General features: G+C 37.7%; 24 protein-coding genes. 6 read left to right on the top strand and 18 right to left on the bottom strand.

Features of this window, described 5'->3' with window-relative positions:
• Positions 1-11: 11 nt before the first annotated feature.
• From coaD to JTI58_RS13725, 3 genes are all read right to left on the bottom strand, one after another.
• A complete protein-coding gene (gene coaD / locus JTI58_RS13735; protein ID WP_004224812.1) occupies positions 12-503 on the bottom strand; it encodes a pantetheine-phosphate adenylyltransferase in 492 nt (163 codons plus the stop codon).
• 1 nt (position 504) lies between these two features.
• Positions 505-1,071 (bottom strand): 16S rRNA (guanine(966)-N(2))-methyltransferase RsmD, encoded by a 567-nt coding sequence (gene rsmD / locus JTI58_RS13730; protein WP_205441790.1) that lies wholly within the window; start codon positions 1,069-1,071, stop codon positions 505-507.
• Positions 1,072-1,142: 71 nt separating this feature from the next.
• Positions 1,143-2,564: an RNA polymerase II gene (locus tag JTI58_RS13725; protein WP_205441782.1), complete on the bottom strand. Its 1,422-nt coding sequence runs from the start codon at positions 2,562-2,564 to the stop codon at positions 1,143-1,145.
• Positions 2,565-2,620: 56 nt separating this feature from the next.
• Here JTI58_RS13725 and JTI58_RS13720 point away from each other — a divergent pair, with 56 nt between their 5' ends.
• Entirely contained in the window at positions 2,621-3,010 is a 390-nt protein-coding gene (locus JTI58_RS13720; protein WP_036077099.1) for a DUF7147 family protein, read from the top strand.
• Positions 3,011-3,012: 2 nt separating this feature from the next.
• Here the strand turns inward: JTI58_RS13720 and JTI58_RS13715 are convergent, their stop codons facing one another.
• Positions 3,013-3,285: a YlbG family protein gene (locus JTI58_RS13715; RefSeq protein ID WP_004224806.1), complete on the bottom strand. Its 273-nt coding sequence runs from the start codon at positions 3,283-3,285 to the stop codon at positions 3,013-3,015.
• Positions 3,286-3,689: 404 nt separating this feature from the next.
• On the opposite strand from JTI58_RS13715, the gene JTI58_RS13710 reads away from it, so the two are divergent.
• Positions 3,690-4,601: a glycerophosphodiester phosphodiesterase family protein gene (locus JTI58_RS13710; RefSeq protein ID WP_205441780.1), complete on the top strand. Its 912-nt coding sequence runs from the start codon at positions 3,690-3,692 to the stop codon at positions 4,599-4,601.
• Positions 4,602-5,260: 659 nt separating this feature from the next.
• Here JTI58_RS13710 and JTI58_RS13705 read toward each other — a convergent pair.
• Together JTI58_RS13705 and JTI58_RS13700 are read right to left on the bottom strand one after the other, a co-directional pair.
• Positions 5,261-6,313, bottom strand: coding sequence for a tartrate dehydrogenase (locus JTI58_RS13705; protein WP_205441778.1), 1,053 nt, complete (start codon positions 6,311-6,313; stop codon positions 5,261-5,263).
• A gap of 107 nt (positions 6,314-6,420) precedes the next feature.
• Positions 6,421-6,867, bottom strand: coding sequence for a YlbF/YmcA family competence regulator (locus JTI58_RS13700; RefSeq protein ID WP_205441776.1), 447 nt, complete (start codon positions 6,865-6,867; stop codon positions 6,421-6,423).
• 87 nt (positions 6,868-6,954) lie between these two features.
• Between JTI58_RS13700 and JTI58_RS13695 the strand changes: the two genes are divergently transcribed.
• A complete protein-coding gene (locus tag JTI58_RS13695) occupies positions 6,955-7,455 on the top strand; it encodes a PaaI family thioesterase (RefSeq protein ID WP_205441768.1) in 501 nt (166 codons plus the stop codon).
• Here the strand turns inward: JTI58_RS13695 and JTI58_RS13690 are convergent.
• Positions 7,436-8,908: a UDP-N-acetylmuramoyl-L-alanyl-D-glutamate--2,6-diaminopimelate ligase gene (locus JTI58_RS13690; protein WP_205441766.1), complete on the bottom strand. Its 1,473-nt coding sequence runs from the start codon at positions 8,906-8,908 to the stop codon at positions 7,436-7,438. The genes JTI58_RS13695 and JTI58_RS13690 overlap by 20 nt on opposite strands.
• A 151-nt stretch (positions 8,909-9,059) precedes the next feature.
• Positions 9,060-10,244: a CAP domain-containing protein gene (locus JTI58_RS13685; RefSeq protein WP_205441764.1), complete on the bottom strand. Its 1,185-nt coding sequence runs from the start codon at positions 10,242-10,244 to the stop codon at positions 9,060-9,062.
• Between the two features lie 147 nt (positions 10,245-10,391).
• Between JTI58_RS13685 and JTI58_RS13680 the strand changes: the two genes are divergently transcribed.
• Positions 10,392-10,793 carry a YugN family protein gene (locus JTI58_RS13680; RefSeq protein WP_205441762.1) on the top strand — a complete coding sequence of 134 codons (402 nt, stop codon included), beginning with the start codon at positions 10,392-10,394 and terminating at the stop codon, positions 10,791-10,793.
• Positions 10,794-10,939: 146 nt separating this feature from the next.
• The gene (gene ytvI, locus JTI58_RS13675; RefSeq protein ID WP_205441760.1) at positions 10,940-12,001 is read left to right on the top strand and encodes a sporulation integral membrane protein YtvI; all 1,062 of its coding nucleotides are present in this window, start codon (positions 10,940-10,942) and stop codon (positions 11,999-12,001) included.
• A 14-nt stretch (positions 12,002-12,015) separates the two neighbouring features.
• Here the strand turns inward: ytvI and JTI58_RS13670 are convergent, their stop codons facing one another.
• The 7 genes from JTI58_RS13670 to cyoE form a co-directional block, all read right to left on the bottom strand.
• Entirely contained in the window at positions 12,016-12,477 is a 462-nt protein-coding gene (locus JTI58_RS13670) for a DUF420 domain-containing protein (protein WP_205441758.1), read from the bottom strand.
• Between the two features lie 40 nt (positions 12,478-12,517).
• Positions 12,518-13,441, bottom strand: coding sequence for a cytochrome c oxidase assembly factor CtaG (gene ctaG, locus JTI58_RS13665; protein ID WP_205441756.1), 924 nt, complete (start codon positions 13,439-13,441; stop codon positions 12,518-12,520).
• Between the two features lie 180 nt (positions 13,442-13,621).
• The gene (locus tag JTI58_RS13660) at positions 13,622-13,966 is read right to left on the bottom strand and encodes a cytochrome C oxidase subunit IV family protein (protein ID WP_205441754.1); all 345 of its coding nucleotides are present in this window, start codon (positions 13,964-13,966) and stop codon (positions 13,622-13,624) included.
• A complete protein-coding gene (locus JTI58_RS13655; protein WP_004224788.1) occupies positions 13,966-14,592 on the bottom strand; it encodes a cytochrome c oxidase subunit 3 in 627 nt (208 codons plus the stop codon). The genes JTI58_RS13660 and JTI58_RS13655 overlap by 1 nt, the downstream gene beginning before the upstream one ends.
• The gene (ctaD, locus tag JTI58_RS13650) at positions 14,592-16,475 is read right to left on the bottom strand and encodes a cytochrome c oxidase subunit I (protein WP_205441752.1); all 1,884 of its coding nucleotides are present in this window, start codon (positions 16,473-16,475) and stop codon (positions 14,592-14,594) included. The genes JTI58_RS13655 and ctaD overlap by 1 nt, the downstream gene beginning before the upstream one ends.
• 40 nt (positions 16,476-16,515) lie before the next feature.
• Positions 16,516-17,604 carry a cytochrome c oxidase subunit II gene (gene coxB / locus JTI58_RS13645; protein ID WP_131521646.1) on the bottom strand — a complete coding sequence of 363 codons (1,089 nt, stop codon included), beginning with the start codon at positions 17,602-17,604 and terminating at the stop codon, positions 16,516-16,518.
• A gap of 99 nt (positions 17,605-17,703) precedes the next feature.
• Complete coding sequence (gene cyoE, locus JTI58_RS13640; RefSeq protein ID WP_205441750.1) at positions 17,704-18,621, bottom strand: heme o synthase; 918 nt, start codon at positions 18,619-18,621, stop codon at positions 17,704-17,706.
• 336 nt (positions 18,622-18,957) lie between these two features.
• Here cyoE and JTI58_RS13635 point away from each other — a divergent pair, with 336 nt between their 5' ends.
• Positions 18,958-19,881, top strand: coding sequence for a COX15/CtaA family protein (locus JTI58_RS13635; RefSeq protein WP_205441748.1), 924 nt, complete (start codon positions 18,958-18,960; stop codon positions 19,879-19,881).
• A gap of 51 nt (positions 19,882-19,932) precedes the next feature.
• Here the strand turns inward: JTI58_RS13635 and JTI58_RS13630 are convergent, their stop codons facing one another.
• From JTI58_RS13630 to pyc, 3 genes are all read right to left on the bottom strand, one after another.
• Positions 19,933-20,121 (bottom strand): hypothetical protein, encoded by a 189-nt coding sequence (locus JTI58_RS13630; protein ID WP_205441746.1) that lies wholly within the window; start codon positions 20,119-20,121, stop codon positions 19,933-19,935.
• Positions 20,114-20,734 carry a TetR family transcriptional regulator gene (locus JTI58_RS13625; RefSeq protein ID WP_205441744.1) on the bottom strand — a complete coding sequence of 207 codons (621 nt, stop codon included), beginning with the start codon at positions 20,732-20,734 and terminating at the stop codon, positions 20,114-20,116. The genes JTI58_RS13630 and JTI58_RS13625 overlap by 8 nt, the downstream gene beginning before the upstream one ends.
• 134 nt (positions 20,735-20,868) lie before the next feature.
• Positions 20,869-24,303 (bottom strand): pyruvate carboxylase, encoded by a 3,435-nt coding sequence (gene pyc / locus JTI58_RS13620; RefSeq protein WP_205441742.1) that lies wholly within the window; start codon positions 24,301-24,303, stop codon positions 20,869-20,871.
• Positions 24,304-24,308: the final 5 nt, after the last annotated feature.

Below are 24,308 nucleotides of genomic sequence, written 5' to 3'. Positions count from 1 at the left end.
CCTCTGCATAACTATTGTGTAAAACCATATTTTTCTTTTAAAGCCTTCACGACACAAGTAGGGACTAGCTCGTTAACATCACTACCGTATTTCGCAACCTCTTTTACTATACTAGAACTTAGGAATGAATATTGATTTTTCGTCATGATGAAAAAAGTTTCAATCGTTTCATCTAGGAAACGGTTCATAGAGGTAATTTGCATCTCATATTCAAAATCTGAAACTGCTCGTAAGCCACGAACAATTGCCTTCGCCTTTTTTTCCTTGGCATAATCAATCAATAGACCTGAAGAACTCTCTATACGGACATTAGGTAAGGTTTTCGTCACTTCAGCCATCAAAGCCATACGTTCCTCTACAGAAAACAACGGATTCTTTGCTGAATTGTTTAATACTGCTACATATACGATATCAAACACATCCGCCGCACGTTTAATTATATCTAAGTGGCCGAATGTGACAGGGTCAAAACTTCCAGGAACTACAGCAATTTTTTCAGACAACTTATTCTCCCTCTTCCTCTGCACAGCGATAAACAGAAATAATTGTTCCGCCATATGTTTCTTGCCTTGTTAAAACAAACTCCCCAAAATTTCGAGGCAATTGTACCTCTTTTGCATGTTCACATAAAATAATACCATCTTGTTGTATTTTACTGTTATCAACCAAAATCTGTACGAGGTCATAATACTCCTGCTGATGGTAAGGTGGATCTAAAAAAATGAGTTTAAACGTAATGTCACGCTTTAATAGCGCTTTCACAGCGCGCTTTGCATCTATACGAAAAAGCTCTGTATATTCTTCATAACGGCATTTTTTTATATTTTCTTGTAGCACCTGGAATGCTTTAGGATCTTTCTCAATAAAAATAGCACGCTCTGCCCCTCTGCTTAATGATTCAATACCCAAGCCACCGCTTCCAGCAAACAGATCTAGCGCCACACCTCCATCAAAAAACGGCCCAATTATATTAAAAATGGATTCCTTTACTTTGTCAGTTGTAGGCCTTGTCGTATTTCCTGCTATTGCTTTAAGCGGCATTCCTTTGCGCTCTCCTGCTACAACTCTCATATCAGCATCTCACCGTACTTTCGTCTATATAAAGTATTTTGCAGCGAAAGGGTGGCCCTCCGCTGCAAAAGTTATTGTTGTTCTTGTGTTAATACTTGAATACGCTCATCCTTTTTTTGTAGTTCAACGAGGAATAATCGCTGTAACCAAGCTTCTTCTACATAATAATGATCTGCAATCTTAATGATTGGTTCAGAGATAGTTGGATACCTACGTTGGTTGAATACATAGAATCCAGGCTCTTTAGGGAAACGGAATGTACGATGCTCGCTATTTACATAATAGCCATTCTTCCCTTCCTCAGCTGAGTAGCCAAGATAAGGCAATAATGTATCTGCCGTATACAACACCTGTCCCTCATATAGAATAACATGAACATCTTCCTTCAACATATCATCCACATATACATCACGTGGATCCTCAAATAAAAGCGGATAGGTTCCATTTTGCTGAGCAGCATTTAATGCAAAATAAGATGTCTTGGCATCTAATACCTGTGATAAATACTTATCCAGTGTATCCGGAGAAATCGATTCATCTCCAAGCTTTTTCAATGTTTCCTGCCAAGCTTGTTGTTGACTATCCGTCATATAATCATTTAATGTTTTGATGATTTTCTTTGTTTTTTCTCCACCAATTGGATCGTTTACTAAATAGGATGCCACAACCTCAGGCAACCATTCTGGAGAATCTACAAAATTATATTGTGATTTAATTTGTGATAAAATTACTTCCTGCTCTACAGCTTGTGTAGTAAGTGTTGGTAAAAATAACAATCTTTCATCATGAACTGCTACTGGACTTTTTTCTTGAATAATTGCAACATGCTCATCACTTAGAAGCTGTAAATTTTCTAATGACTTTAGAAAATCATTAGGGACTTCCTGCTGCGCATAAATAGATAACACAGGTGTCTGCTCTTGCGCTTTAAGTTCTCCAGCTTGCCAATATAAATCTTGAACTGTACCGTTTCCTCTAAACATTGTGTAATTGACAAGTACAAGTTGTTGTTGACCTACTAAAGGCAAACCTGTAACCCATTGTCCTTTCACTTTGCTGTCTGTAGAAATCGAAACAATTGAATAAGACGCTTCACCATTTATTAGTGTAGCAAAAACATTTTGAAGGAGCATCTTATTTTTCAAGCCGCCCTCAATTGGAATTATGTATGACACAGATTGTGATTTTGTCTCCCCTTTTGCAAAATAAGAGACTTCATCTGATAAACGATCACAGCTTTTTTCATTTTCAATAAAGCAACTAGCGTTTGTTGCTTTTTCAGGCCATTTAATTTTCACCTTTTGATTTGGTAGGTTTTTAAAATGTTGACGAATATCTAAGCTATTTTCTCGATAGACAATTTCTATTTCCTGAGAATAATGAAAATCCCCTATGCCCGTTTCTAAATCAGATGAATAAGCATGATATTGGAAAAATATCGTTCCTGTAATGATTAGTGCTAAAATAGTAAAAAAGCTTAATGCAAATTTCATGTGCTTGACCTCCCGCAGCATGATACTATGAGTATTGGAAAGGATGTGCAATTATTATGCCACAACAATTTATAGAATTAGGAGAAGGCTATGGTGATGTTTACGAGCTACTCGAAATTATTAAAACCAACCAGGAACGTTTTCATCAAGCCTTTTTACTAACATCTACAAAAGAAGACAAGAAGGTGATTTCTTTAGCTGTCGCCCTTAAACCAGTCGGCGAAAGTAAGTTCATGCCTATTTATATTTGTCGAGAAGGCATCCCATACAATGAAGAACAGCCAACACAGCGACAAAAAATGTTTGAAGCACAAATAGAACAACTCGGTCGAAAAGCAGTAGTTGTAGAAATAAAGCACTCATCTATATTTTCGGAATCAAAACTATTTTATCAATACTTAATCGGTATATTAAGACTAAATAACTATATACCTGCATTAACATGAGTTTATAGACCTACCTTATAGTCATATTCCTTTGCTTTATCTGGTTTTGCATTTTCATATTCAGTTTTTACAAATGGACGATAAGACGCCACAACGTCTTTTACAAATGGAAGGCGTTGTAGTTTTGTTGTCATCATGTCAATGTCCTCACGATCGCAGTAAAGCACTACGTATTTTTGCCTTCTAGAAATATAAAGAACATGACCATATTTCCGAAGTGACTTCGCATGTTTTAATTGATGGACGTAAACGATTAGCCCTTGTCGTTCGTTCATATTGGATTCCCTCATTTCTTACATAAAAGAATACCATAGACCAGAAAATGATAGCAACAGAGTTTAGCTGACAGAACGCTCAATTTTCCGTTATAATGGAAAAGCATACGACGTTGAACATCGTGAAGTTGAATCAGTTGTTTTAGATAAATTCAATTGTAGCATCATTACAGGAACAGATGAATGCTGAAAGATGATCATGCCTCAAAAGAACCCTTACAACACATTTGAACCTCCATAATGATTGTTTTTCAATAGGATGGCAAGAATCGGCATAAAAAAAATCATCATTCACTTATACTAGCAACTAATTTTAATAGTAGGCCCTGTACTTACTACTATTGATTAAACAATGAATTCACTATTACTTTTTTATATGAGGATAATTGTTAAGGAGGACGAATATGGGTAAGAAAACAAAAATTGCGCTTGCAATTGCAGCAGCAAGTGCAGCAGCTTGGGCAGGTAGTAAAGCTATTTCAAAACCACAGCAACGCGAAGGTAAGCAAGCATTACAATTCGAACGCCCCGTAATTCTTGCACATCGTGGCGGAGCTCTTTTAGCACCTGAACATACAATGGTTGCATTTGAAAAAGCAGCACAGCTAGGTGTTGACGGCTTTGAAATCGACATTCGCCTAACGAAAGATGAGGAAATTATTGTTTTCCATGACGACACAGTTGAACGTACAACGGATGGCTATGGACTCATTGCAGATATGACATTGGCAGAAATCAATGCCTTAAATCATGGCTACCAATTTGAAGATTTGGATGGAAACTTCCCATATCGTGAGGACAAATTAAATGTCGTGACATTACGAGAGTTGCTTGAAACCTATCCAAACATGTTAATCAACATTGATATCAAAGATGCTCCAGACACTTATGAAGGAAGTCTAATGCCTTCTAAACTTTGGCGCTTAATTGAAGAACTTCAAGCTGAACATCGTGTCGTTGTGACAAGCTTTTATGGTGAGCAAATAGATCGCTTTAATTTATATGCTCAAAATCAAGTAGCACTTGGTGCAGGTGAATCAGATGTAAGAAAAGCATTTGCTTCCTTCTCAAGTCAGTTTGGACATTTATATCATCCTAAAGTGGATGTTTTCCAAATCCCTCCGAAGTCAGGGGTTATTGCATTAGATTCTCCAAAATTTATTCAGTTTTTAAATAACCTCAATATTCCTGTCCACTATTGGACAATCAATGATATAGATACGATGAAAAAGTTACTCAATAATGGGGCAAAGGGCGTTATTACAGACCGTCCTGATATTGCTGTTGAGTTATTACAAGCTCAAGAGTCTAAATAAGATGCGGACAAAAAAGGGAAGGACACTCGTTAAGTGCGCCTTCCCTTTCTTAGTGTTGAAAAACAAAACAGGCAATTGAAAGGTAGAAATGGATTTCCGTTGCAGGCTACTTGCTTTCCTGTGGGCGAGCGCCGAATCGCTTCCTCCGCTACCGCTCCGTTTAGAATTTTGCCTGTCTCGCTATCCCACGGGAGTCAAGTAGCCTCCCACTTCAACCCACTAACTTTTTAGCACAGGTTTTCAAATAAAGTGAAGGTGCTCACTACTCTTTATGAAGAGGTGTTGTTACGCATCACTTCTCCACATTGAAAATAAGAGCTTATCCCCTCTAAGAATACAGATAATAGGCGATTTGATTATGAAAAAAGTAAAGACATTTTGCAGAATGGTTGATTGGAGTGGAGCCAGCGTCACTCCTAGGGGATTTAGCGTCACAGAGGAGATCCTGGAGCGAACGGAAGTGAGTGAAGCGGCTCCTCGGACGCCCCCTGGAAAGGACGCTGGAGGAACGGAAATCAACCCCCTCACCTTGCAAAGTTGCTTTTTCTGCCGTTGACATCATCTTTTTTCAACAGCATGAAAGGGAAGGACACTCGTGAAGTGTGCCTTCCCTTTCATGTAAATGTTAGATCCATTATTACTTCCCATTTCAATAAACATTATGTTAAATAATCTATGATTGCATCAGTTACTTCTTGTAGTGTGGCAGTTCCACCCAAATCAGGCGTTTTTATACCCTGCGCTAATGTTTGCTCAATAGCATCTAATATACTTGTTCCCACATCTTGATAACCAAGGAAATCAAGCATCATCTTCCCTGTCCAAATTTGCCCTATGGGATTGGCAATTCCTTGACCAGCTATATCTGGTGCAGAACCATGGACTGGCTCAAACATCGATGGATAATGCCCTTCAATGTTTAAATTTGCTGCAGGTGCAATACCGATGCTTCCCATAATGGCACCGCCTAGTTCTGTTAAAATATCCCCAAATAAATTGGATGCTACGATAACATCAAAGTTTTCTGGCTTCATCACTAAAAATGCCGCTAGTGCATCAATATGATTAGATGCTTGACCTACCTCTTCATATTCTTTTCCTACTTGAGCAAACACTTCATCCCAAAAAGGCATGCTATATGTAATCCCATTTGATTTTGTAGCACTTGTTACATGTCCACGACGTGTTTTGGCTAGTTCAAATGCATAGCGCATCGCCCGTTCTGTACCCTTTCTTGTAAAAACGGCATTTTGGATTGCCACCTCATCTTGACCACTATGTATTCTTCCTCCGCTTTCAGCATACTCCCCTTCAGAATTTTCCCTTACAACAATAAAGTCAAAGCCATTTGGTTGTCGTAAAGGTGATGGTAACCCTTGTAATAGCTTCGCAGGTCGTACATTAATAGCTTGCTGTAGCTCGCGTCGAATTTTAATGAGAAGGCCCCATAATGATACATGATCTGGAACCAAATCAGACATTCCCACTGCCCCTAAAAAAATTTGATCAAACTGTTTTAACAGCTCAATGCCATTATCAGGCATCATTTTACCTGTCTCTAAATAGTAGTCACAGCCCCAGGGAAAAGTTGTCCATTCAAATTGAAAGCGACCATCTAATAACGCTGCTTGATCAAGAACTTTTATTGCAGCTGGTACAACCTCTTTTCCTATTCCATCCCCTGGAATCACAGCAATTCGATATGTTTTCATTTATGCTTCCTCCTTCAATTCAATTATAAAAAAGACTGTAAACTAACTCAGTTGTTGCCTTCGAGTTGTCTACAGTCTAGAAGAGATATGTTATATACACATCCTATTTATGCTGAGCAAGAGCATGAACCGCCCGAGCCGCATCCACCTCCGCAAGATGAACCAGATGCAAAGAATGGATTACTTAAAGGAACTTTTACCGCTTCAGAGACTGTTTTTCCTATTAATAGGCTAATCTCATCAAGTAAATCCTGAAAATCGTTTTCAGCAGTTTTCAAGGCTGAAACTTTTTCATTTAAGTCGAGGGCCCTTTTCTGTTGGCGAATCGACTTCATAATTGTATGGTAGTCCGGATGATATTTTCCGAAACGTTGTACATCTTCGTACTGCTCTTTCATGCGATTAAATGCATATATAGCTTCAACAATTTGTGCATCACTATATACTGCTTCATACGCTTGTTGTAGCGCCATCGCAGGTTCTGAGGAAAGAATCATCTCACAAAGCGCTTCCGCCTCATCCAAAATGATTACCCAGTCAGAGGTCATCATCATTATTAATTCCCCCAATCTCTTTCCCATCATAACAGATTTTATGGTAATTTTACATTATTGATAATTTTAATGAAAGAGGTTTTCCAAATGATGACAACATCTAAAGGTCAGATTGAACAGTTAGTTGCCGAGATTTTACAAGACAGTACCGAGGAAGATGAAGATGTTTTATTACATCTTTTAAATGGACTACGGGAGAAACAGCAAGGCATTCACCGTCGTTATATTAATGCTACTTTACATATGGTAGGAAAGTTTGAGCCTGAGGTCAGCGAGGTACGTATCCCTATTACACCTGTTATTCACAATACGATAAAGGTGCCACATGGGGGTATTATTGCAACGATTGCTGATGCCGCTATGGGAGGGCTTGCTTCACGCTCTGTGCCTGAGGGATATAATGTAGTTACTACGAATATGAATATATCGTATATCGCTACCACAACGAATAAAGAATTGATTGCACGTGGTCGTTTTGTTCATAAGGGCCGCCAAACACTTGTCATGGAATGTGATATCGAAGATGAGACTGGTCGCAAGCTTGCCATTGCTACAGGATCTTTCTTTGTTATTCAGCGTCGTCCATAATTAGACTTGCAAAATAGTCTTTAATGCATTGTTGATCGGAAAAAGGGAATTTTTGGTTTTTTATTTGCTGAGTTTGTTCATGCCCTTTTCCGGCAACAAGAACAATGTCGCCCTTTTCTGCCTTTGCTAACGCTTGATGGATAGCAAGCTTCCGATCTAAGTATATTTCATAATATTGTTGCTCTGTAAAACCAGCAATAATACTTTCATTAATTACAATTGGATCTTCATCACGTGGATTGTCTGTTGTTAAATAAATAACATCAGCGTATTTACTTGCTACTGCTCCCATAGCAAAACGTTTCGCCTTATCACGATTTCCACCACAACTGAAGACAAGGTAAATTGTTTTGGAACGATCAAAGGTTTGTAATACCGCTTGTAAAGCTTCTGCTGTATGGGCATAATCTACATATACATCAATCCCTAATGGATTTTCAATCTTCTCTAGCCTGCCCTCTGGTAGCCTTAATGTCCACAGATGTCCAACTATATCTTCCATAGGGACACCTGAGCGCCATACGGCCATTAAGGCAGCCACAGCATTTTGTACATGATATTTTCCGACAAAAGGAATTTCCACAATATGCTCACTCGCTGTAGTCTGTAGACAAAGGACGGTTTTTCCAACTGATTCACTGACGATTTGGATATGTAAATCATTGTGATTATCAAAACCAAATGAGCAAGATTTTTTCTTATCATAGATGCCTACAGAACGGCAAAAGTTATCATCTCCATTTAATACTAGCTTTTTTGATAAATCCGCTAATCGTTTCTTAGCACGTTTATAAGCTTCTAACCCACCATGATCTTCTAAATGATCTTCTGATAAATTTAAAAATACACCACAATCAATGTCACAATGATCGAGTCTATGCTGCTGCAACCCCATTGAAGAAGCTTCTAGCACAACATGTGTAACACCTTTTCGCACACACTGCTTTAGAATGGGGTGTAATTCTTTAGCTTGCAATGTTGTTAATTGCTCATAAGCCGTTTGTTGTTTTTCGCCATTGATAAAAAAGCCAACCGTTCCGATAACTGCTGCTTGTTTATGTAGAGCATTTAGAAGCTGACTGACAAAATGGCTCACTGTAGTCTTTCCATTTGTACCTGTAATGGCAATAACAGTTAAAGCTTCTGCTGGAAAAGCAGCAAGCTTTGCACTTGCATACGATAAAAATAATGCTGTATTAGGAACCCATACAAAAGGAATTTCTTTATCGATAATTGGCAAAGAGATGCTTTCTTCTGAAACGATAGCAGCAGCTCCTCTTGCCAATGCTTCTTTGACAAACCGACTTCCCGATGTTTTTTTACCTTTTCGTACAATAAAGATATCACCAGGTTGTACTGCCTGTGCATAGTCCTCTACACCAGTAATTTCTGTCCGTATAGATCCCCCCGTCACGCTACATGGCCAGTCTTTTAATAGCTCTGCTAATTGCAAACCTCATTCCCCCTCTCAGTTCTCTATCATATGACGGCGTTTGTAACGGTGTGACGAAAAATGTAGAAGCCTAAGAGCTGGAGAAACTGCACAAAAAAAATGAAAACAAGCCCGATTGTTGAAAGCTTGTCTTCATATGAATATTCTTCTGTTATGGTGAGGTTTGATCTGATTTCTCTGTAGAATCTTCACTATCTTGTTTTTCATTTTTCCGTTCTTCGTTATCTTGTTCTTCATTTTTCCGTTCTTCGTTATCTTGCTCTTTACTATCCAATTCTTGTGGAGTGGGCTCAAGATAAATTTGCGTATAATAATCTACAAATGCACCAGAACCAACGCGGGTGTATTTATCATTCAAAAGTACTTTTCTGTGTTCAGGAGAATTTGTCCAGCCATGCATAGCTTCAATCGCATCAAAATAGGCAGTGGCCAGGTTTTCATTCGCTTCACTATAATCGATATTTTGTGCTTGTAATCGTTTTTTTAGATCGCCATAGGTCGGCGATTCATGTGCTAAAAAATTTTGTACCTTCATATCTTCACTATGCATTCTTGCCGCTTCCTCCAATGATTCATCCATTTCTAAAGGAAGTAAATCATGATGGACTCTTGTAACATTTAACAAATCATCTAGCTGTTTAGCGTTGGCCACATCAATTTCTTGCTGTAAAAATGAGGAAGGTGGGGTACGTCTAACAAGCTCTCCTTGATAACTCATTTCATATGGCTGATGAAGGACAAGTGTTTCACTGTCTGTATAGCGTATCCCCTGTAACTCACTTGTCTCCCTATCTATATAAAGCTGTGCGTAAAGACCATCAAATTGGACAAGCAGCCTTGTTTGCATATCTTCTTCACTCATCGAGAAAATGAAAATATTTTCGCCTACTGTGGCAGCCACCTCATAGTCAATGATTGTCATTCTATATATTTCATCACGTTTTTGCCCCACTTTAAAAGGAAATGCATCAATTTCTTGTCCTGCTATGTAAATTTGTGTCACAATATTATTATTAATACCAATCATAAAAAAAGTTGAAACATCTTCATTGTAGACCCACCATTGATAACCAAATGAGGATGGCTCTTTTCTTGCCGGCTCCCCATATTTTTCTAAAACAGTTTGTGTGCCTTTTCCTATCAATGTAGATATACCCGTTTGTGGACGTGTCATTGCTCCTATTGCAGGTTGCTGCTTTAGCTGAGTTTGAGGAATAATATTAGAATTGGTATTTGGCCCTTCTAATGGCTCGTTTTCCTTCGGGGTATTAAAAAACATAAAGCCAATTAACGCGATTGCACCACCAACCATTAAAATGCGGAATAAAGCTTTCATACAGCACTCCTTTTCATCACCATTATTGTAAGTTATTATATCAATTGTAATTGGGTTGACACAATGTTGTCATTGCAACAATGTCGAATATGCTCTATTATAAAAATGAGCGTATACTTTGTACGAGAACCTAAAGGAGGACTATACATGTATTTTGAAAATACTAACCTTGAAAATTTAACAGCTGATCAAGAGCTAATTGTCAGCATTATGAAAAAACATGGTTTAGAATGTGATGGCGGCTGGGATTACGAGCGTATGACATTCGATAAACGATTCGATACTCGTGAAGGTCGTTATTACCTACGCGTATTCGCATATGCTATTTCTGGTGATGTTGGTGCACACGATGCCATCCTTACATTAATGAAACCAGTCCTTGGTAAATACTATTATCCACACGGTGTTGAATATGGCGATGACGAAGTTTATCCAGCACACCTTGTAAAAAAATGTGAAGAAATCTTAAAAAAGGTTAAATTAGAATTAGATCAATTCTCTATCGAACCTACAAATAAAAATAACTTTGAACCTGTTAACGCACGCTAATCTTTCGTACATTAAAGTGACTGCAAGTATAGCGTAAATAGCTTCATTGTTGTGAAAAGACTGGTGGTCCAGTCTTTTTTATTTTGAGTAAAAAAATTTTTTCTTCTCATACTACCTATATCTATTACATGATGTAGGTGAGAAAAATGTTGTCATTTTTTAATCGTCCTTTTTTTCGTCATCCCATTATTGTTATCGCAATGGGTATACTTATTCTTTGGTCCATCTCCATATCGTTACCAATTTTACTTGCCTACTTAACCGCCTTACTTTTAGAACCGATTATTGTTCGAATGAGCAAACGGTTTCGAAAAAAACGGAAAATCGTTGTCTTTTTCTTTTTTCTATTTTTTCTAAGTATATCTTTATTATTATGTTCACTTCTCCTTTATATAAGCTGGAAACAATTTTCTTCCTTTATCATTGATATACCTGATTATCTTAATCAATTATCTGCTCTATGGATTCAAATGCAATCGAAGCTCAGCAATTACACCTATCATTTACCCGTAGAGCTCGTTTCACAAATTCAATCCATGATTGCAAAAGCTTTAGCTTCCATCGAAAAATTTTCCCTATCCTTAACAAACGTCAATGTTTGGTCAACATTACTAACATATATTCCCACACGTCTATTTGATATTTTTGTTTATTGGATTGTGTTGTACATGTTACTTTTAGAATTACCAACAATTAATCGTAAATTATTAACGCCCGTTCCTTTTCATTACCATCAAAAAATTATCTTTATTGGTCAACGTGTTAAGCTAGCCTTATTTGGATTTCTAAAAGCTCAATTCCTTGTAGGGATAGGTATCTTTGCTTTATCATTCGCTGCATTTTATTTTTTAAAAACACCTTTTCCTATACTGCTAGCAATACTACTGGTTGTTTTAGACTTTATCCCTTTTCTTGATTCATTTATATTATTAGTCCCATGGGCGATCTATCAAGTCTTTGCAGGCGATTATTTATATGCAGTTGTCTTAATCTTATTAACCATTGGGCAATTTCTAGTCCGACGAATGATTGAACCAAAAATTATTGGCGATAAAATTGGTCTTTCTTCCTTGAATACCTTTATTGCCATGTTTATTGGTTTTAAAATCTTTGGATTTCTTGGAATATTAATTGGTCCATTACTTGTTGTCGTAGTGCTCTCACTATTCCAACCAACTATAAAAAATCTCCCTCCTGTACAAAAATAAGGAGGGAGATTTTTTTAAAACCCTAAAATGGCTTTAATAACAGATGTTGTTTCACCTGGTTCAAATAAAATATACAATAATAAATAAACGAGTACGCCTGTTATGGCAACGAAGAACCAAATAATACTTGTAATTGGCCCAATTCGTCTGTGTAATTTTAGGTTTGTTTTTAAACCTGAAATAATACTAACGATACCAAACACGGCTCCAGATGTCGCCAAAATAATATGGAAAATCAAGAAGAACGTATAATATGGTTTTAAATCTTCTCCACCGCCAAAAGCCGTATTTCCAATAAAGATGGTACGGGATGCATAGATAATAAAGAAAATAAGTGCCGCAACCCCTGCAGCAAGCATTACTTTCTTATGCCCCTCTACATTTCTTTTTATAATTAAGCCCCATCCTATCGCTACTAGTACAGCACTAATAACGATAAACGATGTACTAATAGTAGGCAAAATTTGCAATTCCATTGTCAAAACCCCTTATACAAAGTTAATTTCTATTCTTCAATTAATGTTGCTGTTGACTTTCCCACTTTTTTTGATGGGCAGCTAAAGCATCAGCAGTGATTTTATCTGGATCTTTTTGCTCAGAACGATACCATCTTGTGAAAATTATACCAATTAGTACACCAAAAATAAGTTCTTGTAAGATTTTCATTAACACGCCTCCTAATTGCTGATCTGCAACAGGTTTCATGTCTGTAAATAGCTCTGGTCCAGATAAAGATAGGCCTGACAACGTAGAGGCTGGTACACAAAGCTCCATTGCCTTTAACCATGCATCACCGTTTGTATATGTCTCATACATTGCATTTGGGGCAAAGATGATTAATCCACAAGCAGGTGTAATTAAAACGGCATTGGCAATAATATAGGCTAATTTATGCAAAGGCTTCATTTGAGCACTATCTGGCATATTTTGAATTAAAGGCCAGTACATAAACACTGCAGAAAGAAATAATACAAATGTATAGGTACCATGTAATGTTTCATTTAATTTAATGTAATCCAATATGGAAGGTAAATGATAGAAAGAAAATAGACCGATAAATACAAAGACTGCAACGACTGGTAATGTTAACACTTTAAACAATGTTCTAACAACCGGTGCCTCAATAGCCACCTTCCAAACCCACCAAGGGATTCCTTTAATTAAGAAAATAGGTACTAGCAATAACAAAATAGCCATTTGCACCATGTGCATGGTAAACATAATATGAGCCATTAAATCAATAGGGGATCCTTTGATAATATAAATGGTAATCATAGCTAACACAAAATAAATAGCTTCACTTTTTTTCAAAGGTTCACTTACTTTAAAATCTTTACGCCACTTTGTTGTGACTAAAAAATAGATGATTGTTATAAAAACAAGAACCCCTATTAAATATGGGCTCCACAATGCTTGAAAACCAAATATACTAAGTGGCATATAGAACGCACTCCTTTAAACTTCAGTACTCCTATTATAAAACGCTTACAGCTATACTGCAATGAACGAAAGGTGAACAAATGTTAAGTTTAACATTGTTTGCTTCATTTGATACCTAAATACCTTTAAAACATAAGAAAAGCACGTTCGTACAAAATAACGAACGTGCTTTTTCGGTGATTACCACCAAATGATTGTTAAAAATGCTAAGAAGAATGTAAATGCGATTAAAATTCCCATCCACATGAAGAAACCAATAACGCCACCAAAGTGAGTTTTTTTGTCTTCTAAGTGCATGAAAGAATAAAGTTGAAGTACAACTTGAACGCCAGCCAACAATAATACGAATGGCATAATTAAGTATTTAGAAAAATCAGCTGCAACTACTGCGAATGCGATAAAAGTAAAGAAAATCATAATCGCAAAGTTGATTACTTGTTTACGCATATGAACGGCATTATGATGACGATCATACTCATACTGTGCTTGTGTCTTAGCAACTATAGGTGTATCGTGTGAAGACATTATCCGATCACTCCCATCAAGTAAACTACTGTAAAGATAAATACCCAAACTACGTCAATAAAGTGCCAATATAAAGCAGCTACGAAGAATTTAGGTGCATTGTACAGGTTTAATCCACGTTTAGCATTACGGATCATTAAAGTTCCAATCCATACAAGTCCTAAAGTTACGTGGAAACCGTGTGTACCAACTAAAGAATAGAACGCTGTTGCGAATGCAGATTGGTTAAATGTAAAACCAAGGTGCACATAGTGGTTGAACTCATAGATTTCAAGTGCTAAGAATCCAAGACCTAAAGCTAATGTAATCGCTAACCAAGTTTGCATGCCTTTAAAGTTAAAGTTACGCATATGGTAAATTGCATAAACAGATGTTAGTGATGATGTTAATAATAACATCGTCATAGCAAATGCTAATGGTAATTCAAATAAACCTTGAGTTGTGAACTCCATGCCAGCTGGCCCTTTGTTCTTAAGCGCTAAATAAGTAGCGAATAAACTTGCGAAAAGTACAACTTCACAGGCAAGGAAAATCCAGAAACCAACGACTTTATTTTTACCTTCCATCGTAGCTTGTTCAGGATGATCTGGCCAAGTATGAGGAGTAAATTTAGTATTGAAATCCATTATTTATTTCCTCCTTTGCCGTAAAGATGTTCTTCAATTTCAATAATTTCTTCTTTGTGTAAATGGAAGCCATGATCGTCTTTAACAGAACGAGCAATCATCGCACCAAATGTAATCGCTAAACCAATGATTAATACATAGATTGACCATGGTTTATCTGCATCTGGATTGTAAAGTGCACCGAATGCTGCAATAAACATACCTAATGAAATAACGAATGGAATCGCTGAGTTATTTGGCATATGGATATCACCTAGTGGCTCAGCAAATGTAACTTCTTTATTACCTTCTTGTTTTTCAATCCACCATGGATCTAAACCACGAACAAGTGGTGTTTGACGGAAATTGTAGAATGGAATTGGTTGTGGAATTGACCATTCTAAAGTACGTCCATCACCCCATGGGTCGCGACCTGCTGGTTTGCCCTTAATAGACATTAAGCAGTTGATTACCATTAAGATAACCCCTACACCCATCATTAATGCACCGATTGTAGAGATATAGTTGAATTGATCCCAACCTTGACCATCCATGTAAGTGAATACACGACGTGGCATACCCATCAAACCTAAGAAATGTTGAAGGAAGAATGTTAAATGGAATCCGATAAAGAATACCCAGAAAGTAATCTTACCAAGCGTTTCGTTTAACATACGGTTGAAGAAAATTGGCCAGTAGAAGTGCGCTGAACCGAATAATGCTGTAACGATACCACCAACGATTACGTAGTGGAAGTGAGCAACGATAAAGTAAGAATCATGTAATTGGTAGTCAAGAGGTGCAGATGCTTGCATTACCCCTGTAACACCACCCGCAACGAATGACGGGATGAAACCAAGTGCATAAAGCATTGGTGTCGTAACTTTAATTGATCCGCCCCAAATAGTTAGGATCCAGTTGAATACTTTCATACCTGTTGGAACCGCAATTGCCATTGTTGCAACAGCGAAGATTGCGTTTGCTGTTGGCCCAAGACCAACTGTAAACATATGGTGAGCCCAAACCATGAACCCTAAGAAACCAATTAAAATTGTAGCGAATACCATTGAAGAGTATCCAAATAGACGCTTACGAGAGAACGCTGGAATAATCTCAGAGAATAAACCGAATGCCGGTAATACTAAGATATAAACCTCTGGGTGTCCGAAGATCCAGAATAAGTGCTCCCAAATTACTGTGTTACCACCCATTGTATGGTCAAAGAAGTTACCACCGAACATACGGTCAAATAACATCATTAATAAACCAATTGTTAATGGAGGGAATGCGAATAAAATTAATGCACTTGATACAAGAGCAGTCCAAGTGAATAATGGCATACGCATAAATGTCATACCTGGAGCACGCATTGTAATAATCGTAACGATAAAGTTAAGACCTGAAATTAAAGTACCTGCCCCTGAAATTTGTAAACCAAGAACATAGAAATCAATACCATGTCCTGGAGAGTATAAAGATAATGATGCATAAGAAGTCCAGCCCGCATCAGGAGCGCCACCCATAAAGAATGACAGGTGAAGGAATACTGCACCTAGGAAGAATAACCAGAACCCTAATGAGTTAAGGAACGGGAATGCAACGTCACGCGCACCAATTTGTAATGGTACAAGCATGTTCATAAATGCGAATAGTAGTGGCGTAGCAGCTAGGAATAACATTGTTGTTCCGTGCATCGTTAATAATTCATTGAAAAAACCAGCTGATATGAAATCATTATTTGGTTTCATTAATTGAATACGCATTAATAATGCTTCAAAACCAGCGATAGCGAAGAACAATGTACCGGCTAATAAATACATCACTGCTAACTTTTTATGGTCAACAGTAGTGATGTAATCCCAGACAGCTGCTCCAAAGCCCTTTTTCTGTGTGTATGAGCTCACAACTTTTACCTCCCTCAAAATTTGTTACATAGAACGAAAATTATTTTTCTACTGATAAGCCCATGATGTAAGTTGCAAGAGCTTCAATTTCTTCATCAGATAAATCACCGTAGATAGGCGCAGTGCCTTCAGCATTCATCATTAAGTTACCTGGTTTAAATTCCTCAGGGTTTTTAATCCAAGCTTTTAAGCTTTCTTCATTATGCTCTAAGAAACCAGCAACACGGTTACGGTCACCAAACGTAGTTAAGTTTGGACCTGGTGTACCACCTGCTCCAGAACCAGAGATAGCATGGCAGCCTAAGCAGCTGTTAGCAAAAGTTGCTTCACCAAGATCAGTTGAAGCTTTGTCAGCTGTTTGTCCTTCTGTCGCTTTCATTGCATCAACCCATGCGTCAAATGCATCTGGGCTTAATGTTTTTACTTTAAAGTCCATTAATGCATGTGAAGGACCACATAATTCAGCACATTTTCCATAAAATACGCCATCTTTAAGATCTTTTGATTCTTTATCGAATACTAAGTAGAATTTGTTTAAGTTTTCTACGTTTGTATCCATTTTACCGCCTACAGCAGGAATCCAGAATGAGTGCTTAACATCGGCAGCTTTTAAATTAAAGTAAACTTTTTCACCTGTTGGTACCACTAGCTCTTGAGCCGTTACGATACCTTGGTTAGGATATTCGAATTCCCACCAGTATAATTTTGCCGTTACATTGATCGTTAGGGCTGTTTTGTTCCCTTCTTCATCTACTTCATCCATTGCAGCTACATCTGCAAATTTATAAGTAGTTGTAACAACTGGTACAGCGATAATTAATAATAAAATAATCGGAATAACTGTCCAAATCACTTCTAAAGTATGACTACCCTCTACTTGCTTAGGGATAACATTTTCACCAACGCGTGAGCGACGGTATTTTAAGAATGCAAGTAAATAAATAACGGATACTATTACTACTACTAGCGTCATAATTACAGTAGTTAACAGTAATAAATTCAATTGTTGTTTACCTACTTCTCCAGATGGTTTTAGTGTAGAAAGATAATCTTCACCACAACCTGAAAGGAAAACCATCATCACTGCTAGAAGTGAAAAAAGACGCCATTTTTTAAGCCCTTTCATCATAGCTTAATTAAACCCCTCTTTCTTTGTTGTATTTTCATGTGTACCTAGGACATCAGTTCTGTCTATATGAATTCTTATAAAAAGAAAGAATCCCTAACTTTAGCTAAACACCGCAAATATTATGATGGATACAAATAGTATGGTCATATGATTCAACGAATAAATAAACATTTTATTTGCCCATTTCATATCATCTTTTGTTGTAAAGCCTTTCAGAGCTAGTATTAACCAACCCAAGTTCAATGCAGTAGCAAGAGTTAAAAAGCCAATTCCAAGCTCTGTTAAAAGGAAAGGTAACGGTAATAATAAAAGAATCCAGAATAACATTGAGTACTTTGTACGTTTAAATCCCTTTATAACAGGTAGCATTGGTATTTTAGCCGCACGATATTCCTCAGTCCGTTTCATAGCAAGCGCATAAAAATGTGGTGGTTGCCATGCAAACATAATAAGGAATAAAGCTAGTGCTCCTGGACCTAACGCAGGCTCAACCGCTGCGAATCCAATAACAGGAGGAATAGCCCCCGAAATACTACCTACAACCGTGTTACTAACATGCTTCCTCTTTGACCACATTGAATACAGAACGACATAAGCAAATATTCCTACTAGTCCCCACATGCCGGCTGCAAACGATGCCGCAAATAACAAAATTTCACCTACAATTAAAAATGAGAGGGCAATGGTCAACACAAAGTTTGGCTTAAATCTGCCTGTCACTGTCGGTCTTGCTTTTGTTCTTTTCATGATAGGATCTATATCCTGATCAATGAAGTTATTCATTGCACCTGAGCCACCAATGATTAATGCCGCACCCAGCATGGTGTAAAATATGACATCAAGCTCTTGCAAGAAATGTCTACCAGTAAACTGAAAAGCCAGCCACATCCCTGTAAACGTTGTGACAAGATTCGAGTTAACGATTCCAATTTTTATTAGTGCTAAGAAATCTTTTACAACAGATGTTGTTTCTGGACCAGTATTTCTAGTAGCCGCCAGTGTACGACCGTTTGACATAATACCTCTCCTTTCATTTTTGTAAGCATATTCCGCTAACAATAACTATAGCGAAATTTGCGATTGATTTCTAGACATTAAGTGAAATTTAGATGAAGTTGTAAAAATTAGTTTTGTCTAGAAATATAATTAAAAACAACATATCTATAGTAAAACATTTTCTAAAATGAATTGTGAAGGTTAAAGCACGAAATTATGAACAATTTGTGAAATGGAATCGACATCTAGTAGTCCCTTCTCTTTACAAGTTGTTTTTTATACGTATTTTCGATATTATCTAGTAGCAGAAACATTACGTTCTTGTAATGTTGATAGATAAAGTAGGTGACTCATTTTATGCAACACAACAGGTATTTGAAATGGTTTGCTGTTGCCGCTACAGTAGGGATGCTCCTTATATTATTAGGTGGGGCTCTCGTTACAAAAACAGATAGTGGCCTAGGCTGTGGTCGAAACTGGCCTGATTGTAATGGATCTCTTATTCCAAAGGAGATTACACCAGAAGTCCTTATTGAATTCTCACATCGTCTTGTAACTGGAGTCGTATCTATTTCAATTCTTGTGTTAACCATTTGGACATGGCGTAAACTCGGACATATTCGTGAAGTAAAGCTATTAGGTTTCTTAGCAATGTTTTTCTTAATCGCGCAAGCTCTTATTGGAGCAGCTCAAGTATTATGGGGGCAAGGTGATTTCATCCTAGCACTTCATTTTGGGATATCTCTTATTTCCTTTGCTGCGGTTCTTCTTCTTTCTATGATTGTATTTGAAGTCGATCGGAAATTTGATGCTGATAACGTATTTATTGGTAAAAAGTTACGTTGGCATACAATTGCTGTCACAATTTATTCTTATTTAGTCGTTTATACAGGGGCGTTAGTTCGTCATACAGATTCGAGCTTAATTTGTCCTGATTGGCCATTTTGCTATAATGAAACACCTTTCGCACCGCCGAATAACATGTACGAATGGGTGCAAATGGGACATCGATTAGCTGTTCTTATTATTTTCATTTGGATTGCATACATAACTTGGCACGCTGTGAAAGAGTATAAAAACCAACGTGTTATTTACTATGGATGGGTAATTGCCTTTACTATAGTAGTTTTACAAGTGATTGCTGGTATGTTAGTAGTCCTAACTAAACTGAATTTAACGGTCGCTTTACTGCATTCATTATTTATTTCCCTTTTATTCGGTTTATTATGTTACATGATCATGCTAGTTGCTCGAAGTAATTATAATGAAAAAAAGAAATAGCCCATTAAAAAAGATTCGCCACCAATGATGTGTCGAATCTTTTTTCTATGATTATTTTTGTTTCTTCATAGCCTCTGTCCCTATAATTCCTACAATTAAAATAATCATGGATACTAGTGCATAATCTTTAAAAAATGTTGTAAAGGGAATGTCGAAATATCGACAAATTATCGTTACAAGACGGCCTCCTAATAGAATTAAACCAATGACAAACATCCAGTTAAATAGTGCTTTAAGCATTTTTTGCCCCCTCTACTTTCATTGCTGTCCATATAATATTTGTTACTTCGTAACTATAATCCTCTGCTGCAATAGCAAGCGGTCCCCCTATTAGCATGTATTCACCAATAGCTCCTTGAATAACTTTTGCCATTACATTGATAGAGCTGACACTAAATGTCCCCTGTTTTTTACCCTCTTCTAAAATATTACATAATGCCATCAATAACGGATCTTCTTCTTCATCTGGCAGTTTATAGTAAGGGATATCTTCTGTCGTCCGAGCATTGAAGACAATTTCTAATAATGCTGCATTTTCCTTCGGGTGTGTCGCTTGATAAGCAATACTTGCCTCTATGAAGTTTGCTAATTGTGTAACAGGATTATTGGCAGTATATGTTTTTGTCAAAATAAAAGTTGTTGATTGATCAATTAGCGCTTGCAGACTTTGATTGATTAAATCTTGTCGATCTACAAAATGATAAGAAATTAATGCTGTGCTAATAGAAGCACGTTTAGCGATTTGTGCTAAACTCGCCTTCACATAACCAATTTCATCAAGGGTCGTTATCGTAGCTTCAATAATTTGCTGCTTTCTTGCTTCCTGAATAAAGGTATTTTTATTACGATCCATAGAACCTCCAATTGATTGATTGAACATTTTTTTGATTAACTAATCAAATCTTATATAATTTATCACTTAAACACAATAAAAAAAGGTTATGTAGATACTAATAAAAGTATCTAATAACCTCTTTTCACGACTATTTATTCAATTTCAATCAGTAAATCCCCTGTTGAAATCGCATCTCCTGCACTTGCATATACCTCTTTTACAATGCCGTCTTTTGGTGCTTGAACAGTTGTTTCCATTTTCATCGCTTCTGTAATTAATAGGTGATCGCCACGTTTAACTGGACTACCTTTAGAAACAACGACTTTCAACACAGTACCTGGCATTGTAGCACCGATTTGATTTGGATTGCTTGGATCGGCTTTTAATGCTAGATTGCCATCTACCTCAACAGTCATGTCTTGAATCACCAATTCACGCGATTGTCCATTGAGCTCAAAGTACAGGACACGTGTTCCATTGTGTTGCGGTTCCCCGATTGATACGAGTTTAATAATCAATGTTTTCCCTTTTTCGATTTCGACTTCAATAATTTCTCCAAGCTTTAAGCCATATAAGAATGTTGGTGTGTCGAGAACCGAAATATTGCCGAAGGATTCTGCCGTTTTTGCATACTCCTCAAAGACTTTTGGATAGAGAGCATAAGCCAGTACATCCTTTTTCGTTACAGGACGATTTAATTTCGTCTCTAGCACAGCCTCTAATTGATCAAACTGAATAGGCTCTAATAATTCTCCTGGACGAACGCTAATTGCTTCGCGATCTTTTAGCACCACTTGTTGTAATGCCTCTGGGAACCCGCCATGTGGCTGCCCAAGATAGCCTTGGAAAAATTCAATGACTGAATCTGGGAAGTCAATCGTTTGCCCTCTTGTTAAGACCGTATTTTCGTCTAGATCATTTTGTACCATGAATAAAGCCATATCACCTACCACCTTGGAAGATGGTGTCACTTTGACAATATCACCAAACAGTAAATTTACACGGGAATACATACGCTTCACTTCTTCCCAACGATCACCAAGACCTACTGCTTTTGCTTGCTGCTGTAAGTTACTATATTGTCCACCAGGCATCTCATGCACATAAATTTCTGAATGTGGGCTGATCATGCCACTTTCGAAATCTTTATAGTATTTACGAACATCTTCCCAGTAGTACGATAATTTCTCCATAGAATCGATATCCGCACGTACCTCACGTTTACTGCCCTTCATCGCATAGTACAAGGAGTTTGCACTTGGCTGAGATGTTAAGCCCGCCATAGACCCAAGTGCTGTATCGATAATATCTACACCAGCTTCAATCGCTTTGGCATATAAGTAAATTCCATTGCCACTTGTGTCATGCGTATGCAAGTGAATTGGCAGACTTGTCGTCTCTTTTAACTCGGAAATTAAACGATAGGCCGCTTCTGGCTTCAGTAAACCAGCCATATCTTTAATAGCTAGAATATGTGCACCTGCTACCTCTAGCTCCTTCGCCATATCCTTATAATATTGCACAGAATATTTCGCACGACTATCATCCAAAATGTCACCTGTATAACAGATTGCTGCTTCGGCAATTTTTCCTGATTGACGCACCGCATCAATCGCTACTTCCATACCTTTAATCCAGTTTAAGCTATCGAAAATACGGAATACATCAATACCTGATGAAGCTGATTCCGCTATAAATTCACGAATTAGATTGTCAGGATAGTTTGTATAACCAACAGCATTAGCTCCACGTAGTAACATCTGGAATAACACATTTGGCACTTGTTCACGCAGTTTCGCTAGGCGCTCCCACGGATCCTCTTTCAGGAAACGATAGGCTACGTCAAATGTTGCCCCGCCCCACATTTCCAGCGAGAATAATTGATGCATCATACGTGCTGTCGCATCGGCAATTTGGTACATATCTTGCGAACGAACACGTGTAGCGAGTAATGATTGATGCGCATCACGGAATGTTGTATCTGTTAGTAGTACATCGTCCTGTGCTAAAATCCACTGCACCAAGCCATCTGCCCCTTGTGTATCTAAAATCTGCTTCGTACCTGCTGGTGGTACAATTAAAGGATCGATTTTAGGTTGGTTCGGCTGAACAAAAATGGGCTTTGACTTCTTTTCTACTCCTGGGAAGCCATTTAATGTCACGTTTCCGATATAGCTTAATAGCTTTGTCCCACGGTCTTGACGAACAGGGAACTCGAAAAGCTCTGGTGTTGTATCAATAAAGCTTGTATCAAAGGCACCTGATATAAATTTCTCATGCGTAACGACATTGTTTAAAAATGGGATATTCGTTTTGACACCACGAATACGGAATTCTTTCAAATTACGATCCATTTTCGCAGCAGCTTCTTTAAAGTTCATGCCCGATGTCGAAATTTTAACTAATAGAGAATCATAATAAGGTGTTACGACAGCACCTTGGAATCCATTCCCGGCATCTAAACGTACTCCAAAACCGCCACTAGAACGATAAACCATTAATTTTCCTGTATCTGGCATAAAGTCATTTGCAGGGTCTTCTGTTGTCACACGAGCCTGAATGGCATAGCCAATCATTGGCATATCTTCTTGCTTTGGCATATGAATTTCTTCACTGTGTAGTCCATAGCCTGCCGCTACCTTAATTTGGGCATGGACGATATCTACACCTGTAATCATTTCTGTAATCGTATGTTCTACTTGAATGCGAGGATTTACCTCGATGAAATAAAAATCGTCTCCTGCGACTAAAAATTCCACTGTCCCTGCATTTATGTACGAGACATTCTTCATTAATTTCACAGCAGCATCACAAATACGATTTCTTAACTCCTCCGAAATCGAATGAGATGGCGCAATTTCCACCACTTTTTGGTGACGACGCTGGATCGAGCAATCACGCTCATATAAATGCACAATATTGCCGTGTTGATCACCAATAATCTGTACTTCAATATGTTTTGGTTTTATGATGGCCTTCTCTACATACACTTCATCAGAACCAAAAGCAGCCTTTGCTTCTGATTTTGCTCTTTCATAAGAAGAAGCAAGATCCTCTGGCGTATGGACAAGACGCATCCCACGACCGCCACCGCCAAGTGCCGCCTTAATCATAACTGGATAGCCATAATTGCTAGCAAACGTCTCTACCTCTGCTAGATTGGCTACAGGGCCGTCTGTACCTGGTATAACAGGAATCTCAGCCGCAATGGCTTGTGAACGTGCTTTGACTTTATCTCCAAACATATCTAAATGCTGAGAAGTTGGCCCGATAAAGACAATGCCCTCTTCCTCACAGCGACGTGCAAATTCCACGTTTTCAGATAAAAAACCATACCCTGGATGAATCGCATCAACATCTGCATCTTTTGCGATGGCAATAATACCTTCAATATCTAAATATGCATCAATTGGTTTCTTGCCCGCTCCCACTAAATAAGCTTCATCTGCTTTAAAGCGATGAAAAGCACCACTATCCTCTCTTGAATAGATGGCAACAGTTTGGATATTCAGCTCCGTACAAGCACGGAAAATACGAATTGCAATTTCTCCTCGATTGGCTACGAGAATTTTGTTGATTGATTCCATAGGTA

It is taken from the genome of Lysinibacillus fusiformis (assembly GCF_016925635.1).
GTDB classification, from domain to species: Bacteria; Bacillota; Bacilli; order Bacillales_A; family Planococcaceae; genus Lysinibacillus; species Lysinibacillus fusiformis_F.
Note: the sequence above shows the minus strand (reverse complement) of the source record. Positions and strands in the feature narration are given on the sequence as shown.

What these genes read in the sequence shown, in the direction of transcription:
- rsmD (WP_205441790.1), bottom strand. Translation starts at nt 1,071, where the DNA reads ATGAGAGTTGTAGCAGGAGAGCGCAAAGGAATGCCGCTTAAAGCAATA.
- JTI58_RS13725 (WP_205441782.1), bottom strand. Translation starts at nt 2,564, where the DNA reads ATGAAATTTGCATTAAGCTTTTTTACTATTTTAGCACTAATCATTACA.
- JTI58_RS13720 (WP_036077099.1), top strand. Translation starts at nt 2,621, where the DNA reads ATGCCACAACAATTTATAGAATTAGGAGAAGGCTATGGTGATGTTTAC.
- JTI58_RS13715 (WP_004224806.1), bottom strand. Translation starts at nt 3,285, where the DNA reads ATGAACGAACGACAAGGGCTAATCGTTTACGTCCATCAATTAAAACAT.
- JTI58_RS13710 (WP_205441780.1), top strand. Translation starts at nt 3,690, where the DNA reads ATGGGTAAGAAAACAAAAATTGCGCTTGCAATTGCAGCAGCAAGTGCA.
- JTI58_RS13705 (WP_205441778.1), bottom strand. Translation starts at nt 6,313, where the DNA reads ATGAAAACATATCGAATTGCTGTGATTCCAGGGGATGGAATAGGAAAA.
- JTI58_RS13700 (WP_205441776.1), bottom strand. Translation starts at nt 6,867, where the DNA reads ATGATGATGACCTCTGACTGGGTAATCATTTTGGATGAGGCGGAAGCG.
- JTI58_RS13695 (WP_205441768.1), top strand. Translation starts at nt 6,955, where the DNA reads ATGATGACAACATCTAAAGGTCAGATTGAACAGTTAGTTGCCGAGATT.
- JTI58_RS13685 (WP_205441764.1), bottom strand. Translation starts at nt 10,244, where the DNA reads ATGAAAGCTTTATTCCGCATTTTAATGGTTGGTGGTGCAATCGCGTTA.
- JTI58_RS13680 (WP_205441762.1), top strand. Translation starts at nt 10,392, where the DNA reads ATGTATTTTGAAAATACTAACCTTGAAAATTTAACAGCTGATCAAGAG.
- ytvI (WP_205441760.1), top strand. Translation starts at nt 10,940, where the DNA reads ATGTTGTCATTTTTTAATCGTCCTTTTTTTCGTCATCCCATTATTGTT.
- JTI58_RS13670 (WP_205441758.1), bottom strand. Translation starts at nt 12,477, where the DNA reads ATGGAATTGCAAATTTTGCCTACTATTAGTACATCGTTTATCGTTATT.
- ctaG (WP_205441756.1), bottom strand. Translation starts at nt 13,441, where the DNA reads ATGCCACTTAGTATATTTGGTTTTCAAGCATTGTGGAGCCCATATTTA.
- JTI58_RS13660 (WP_205441754.1), bottom strand. Translation starts at nt 13,966, where the DNA reads ATGTCTTCACACGATACACCTATAGTTGCTAAGACACAAGCACAGTAT.
- JTI58_RS13655 (WP_004224788.1), bottom strand. Translation starts at nt 14,592, where the DNA reads ATGGATTTCAATACTAAATTTACTCCTCATACTTGGCCAGATCATCCT.
- coxB (WP_131521646.1), bottom strand. Translation starts at nt 17,604, where the DNA reads ATGATGAAAGGGCTTAAAAAATGGCGTCTTTTTTCACTTCTAGCAGTG.
- cyoE (WP_205441750.1), bottom strand. Translation starts at nt 18,621, where the DNA reads ATGTCAAACGGTCGTACACTGGCGGCTACTAGAAATACTGGTCCAGAA.
- JTI58_RS13635 (WP_205441748.1), top strand. Translation starts at nt 18,958, where the DNA reads ATGCAACACAACAGGTATTTGAAATGGTTTGCTGTTGCCGCTACAGTA.
- JTI58_RS13630 (WP_205441746.1), bottom strand. Translation starts at nt 20,121, where the DNA reads ATGCTTAAAGCACTATTTAACTGGATGTTTGTCATTGGTTTAATTCTA.
- JTI58_RS13625 (WP_205441744.1), bottom strand. Translation starts at nt 20,734, where the DNA reads ATGGATCGTAATAAAAATACCTTTATTCAGGAAGCAAGAAAGCAGCAA.
- pyc (WP_205441742.1), bottom strand. Translation starts at nt 24,303, where the DNA reads ATGGAATCAATCAACAAAATTCTCGTAGCCAATCGAGGAGAAATTGCA.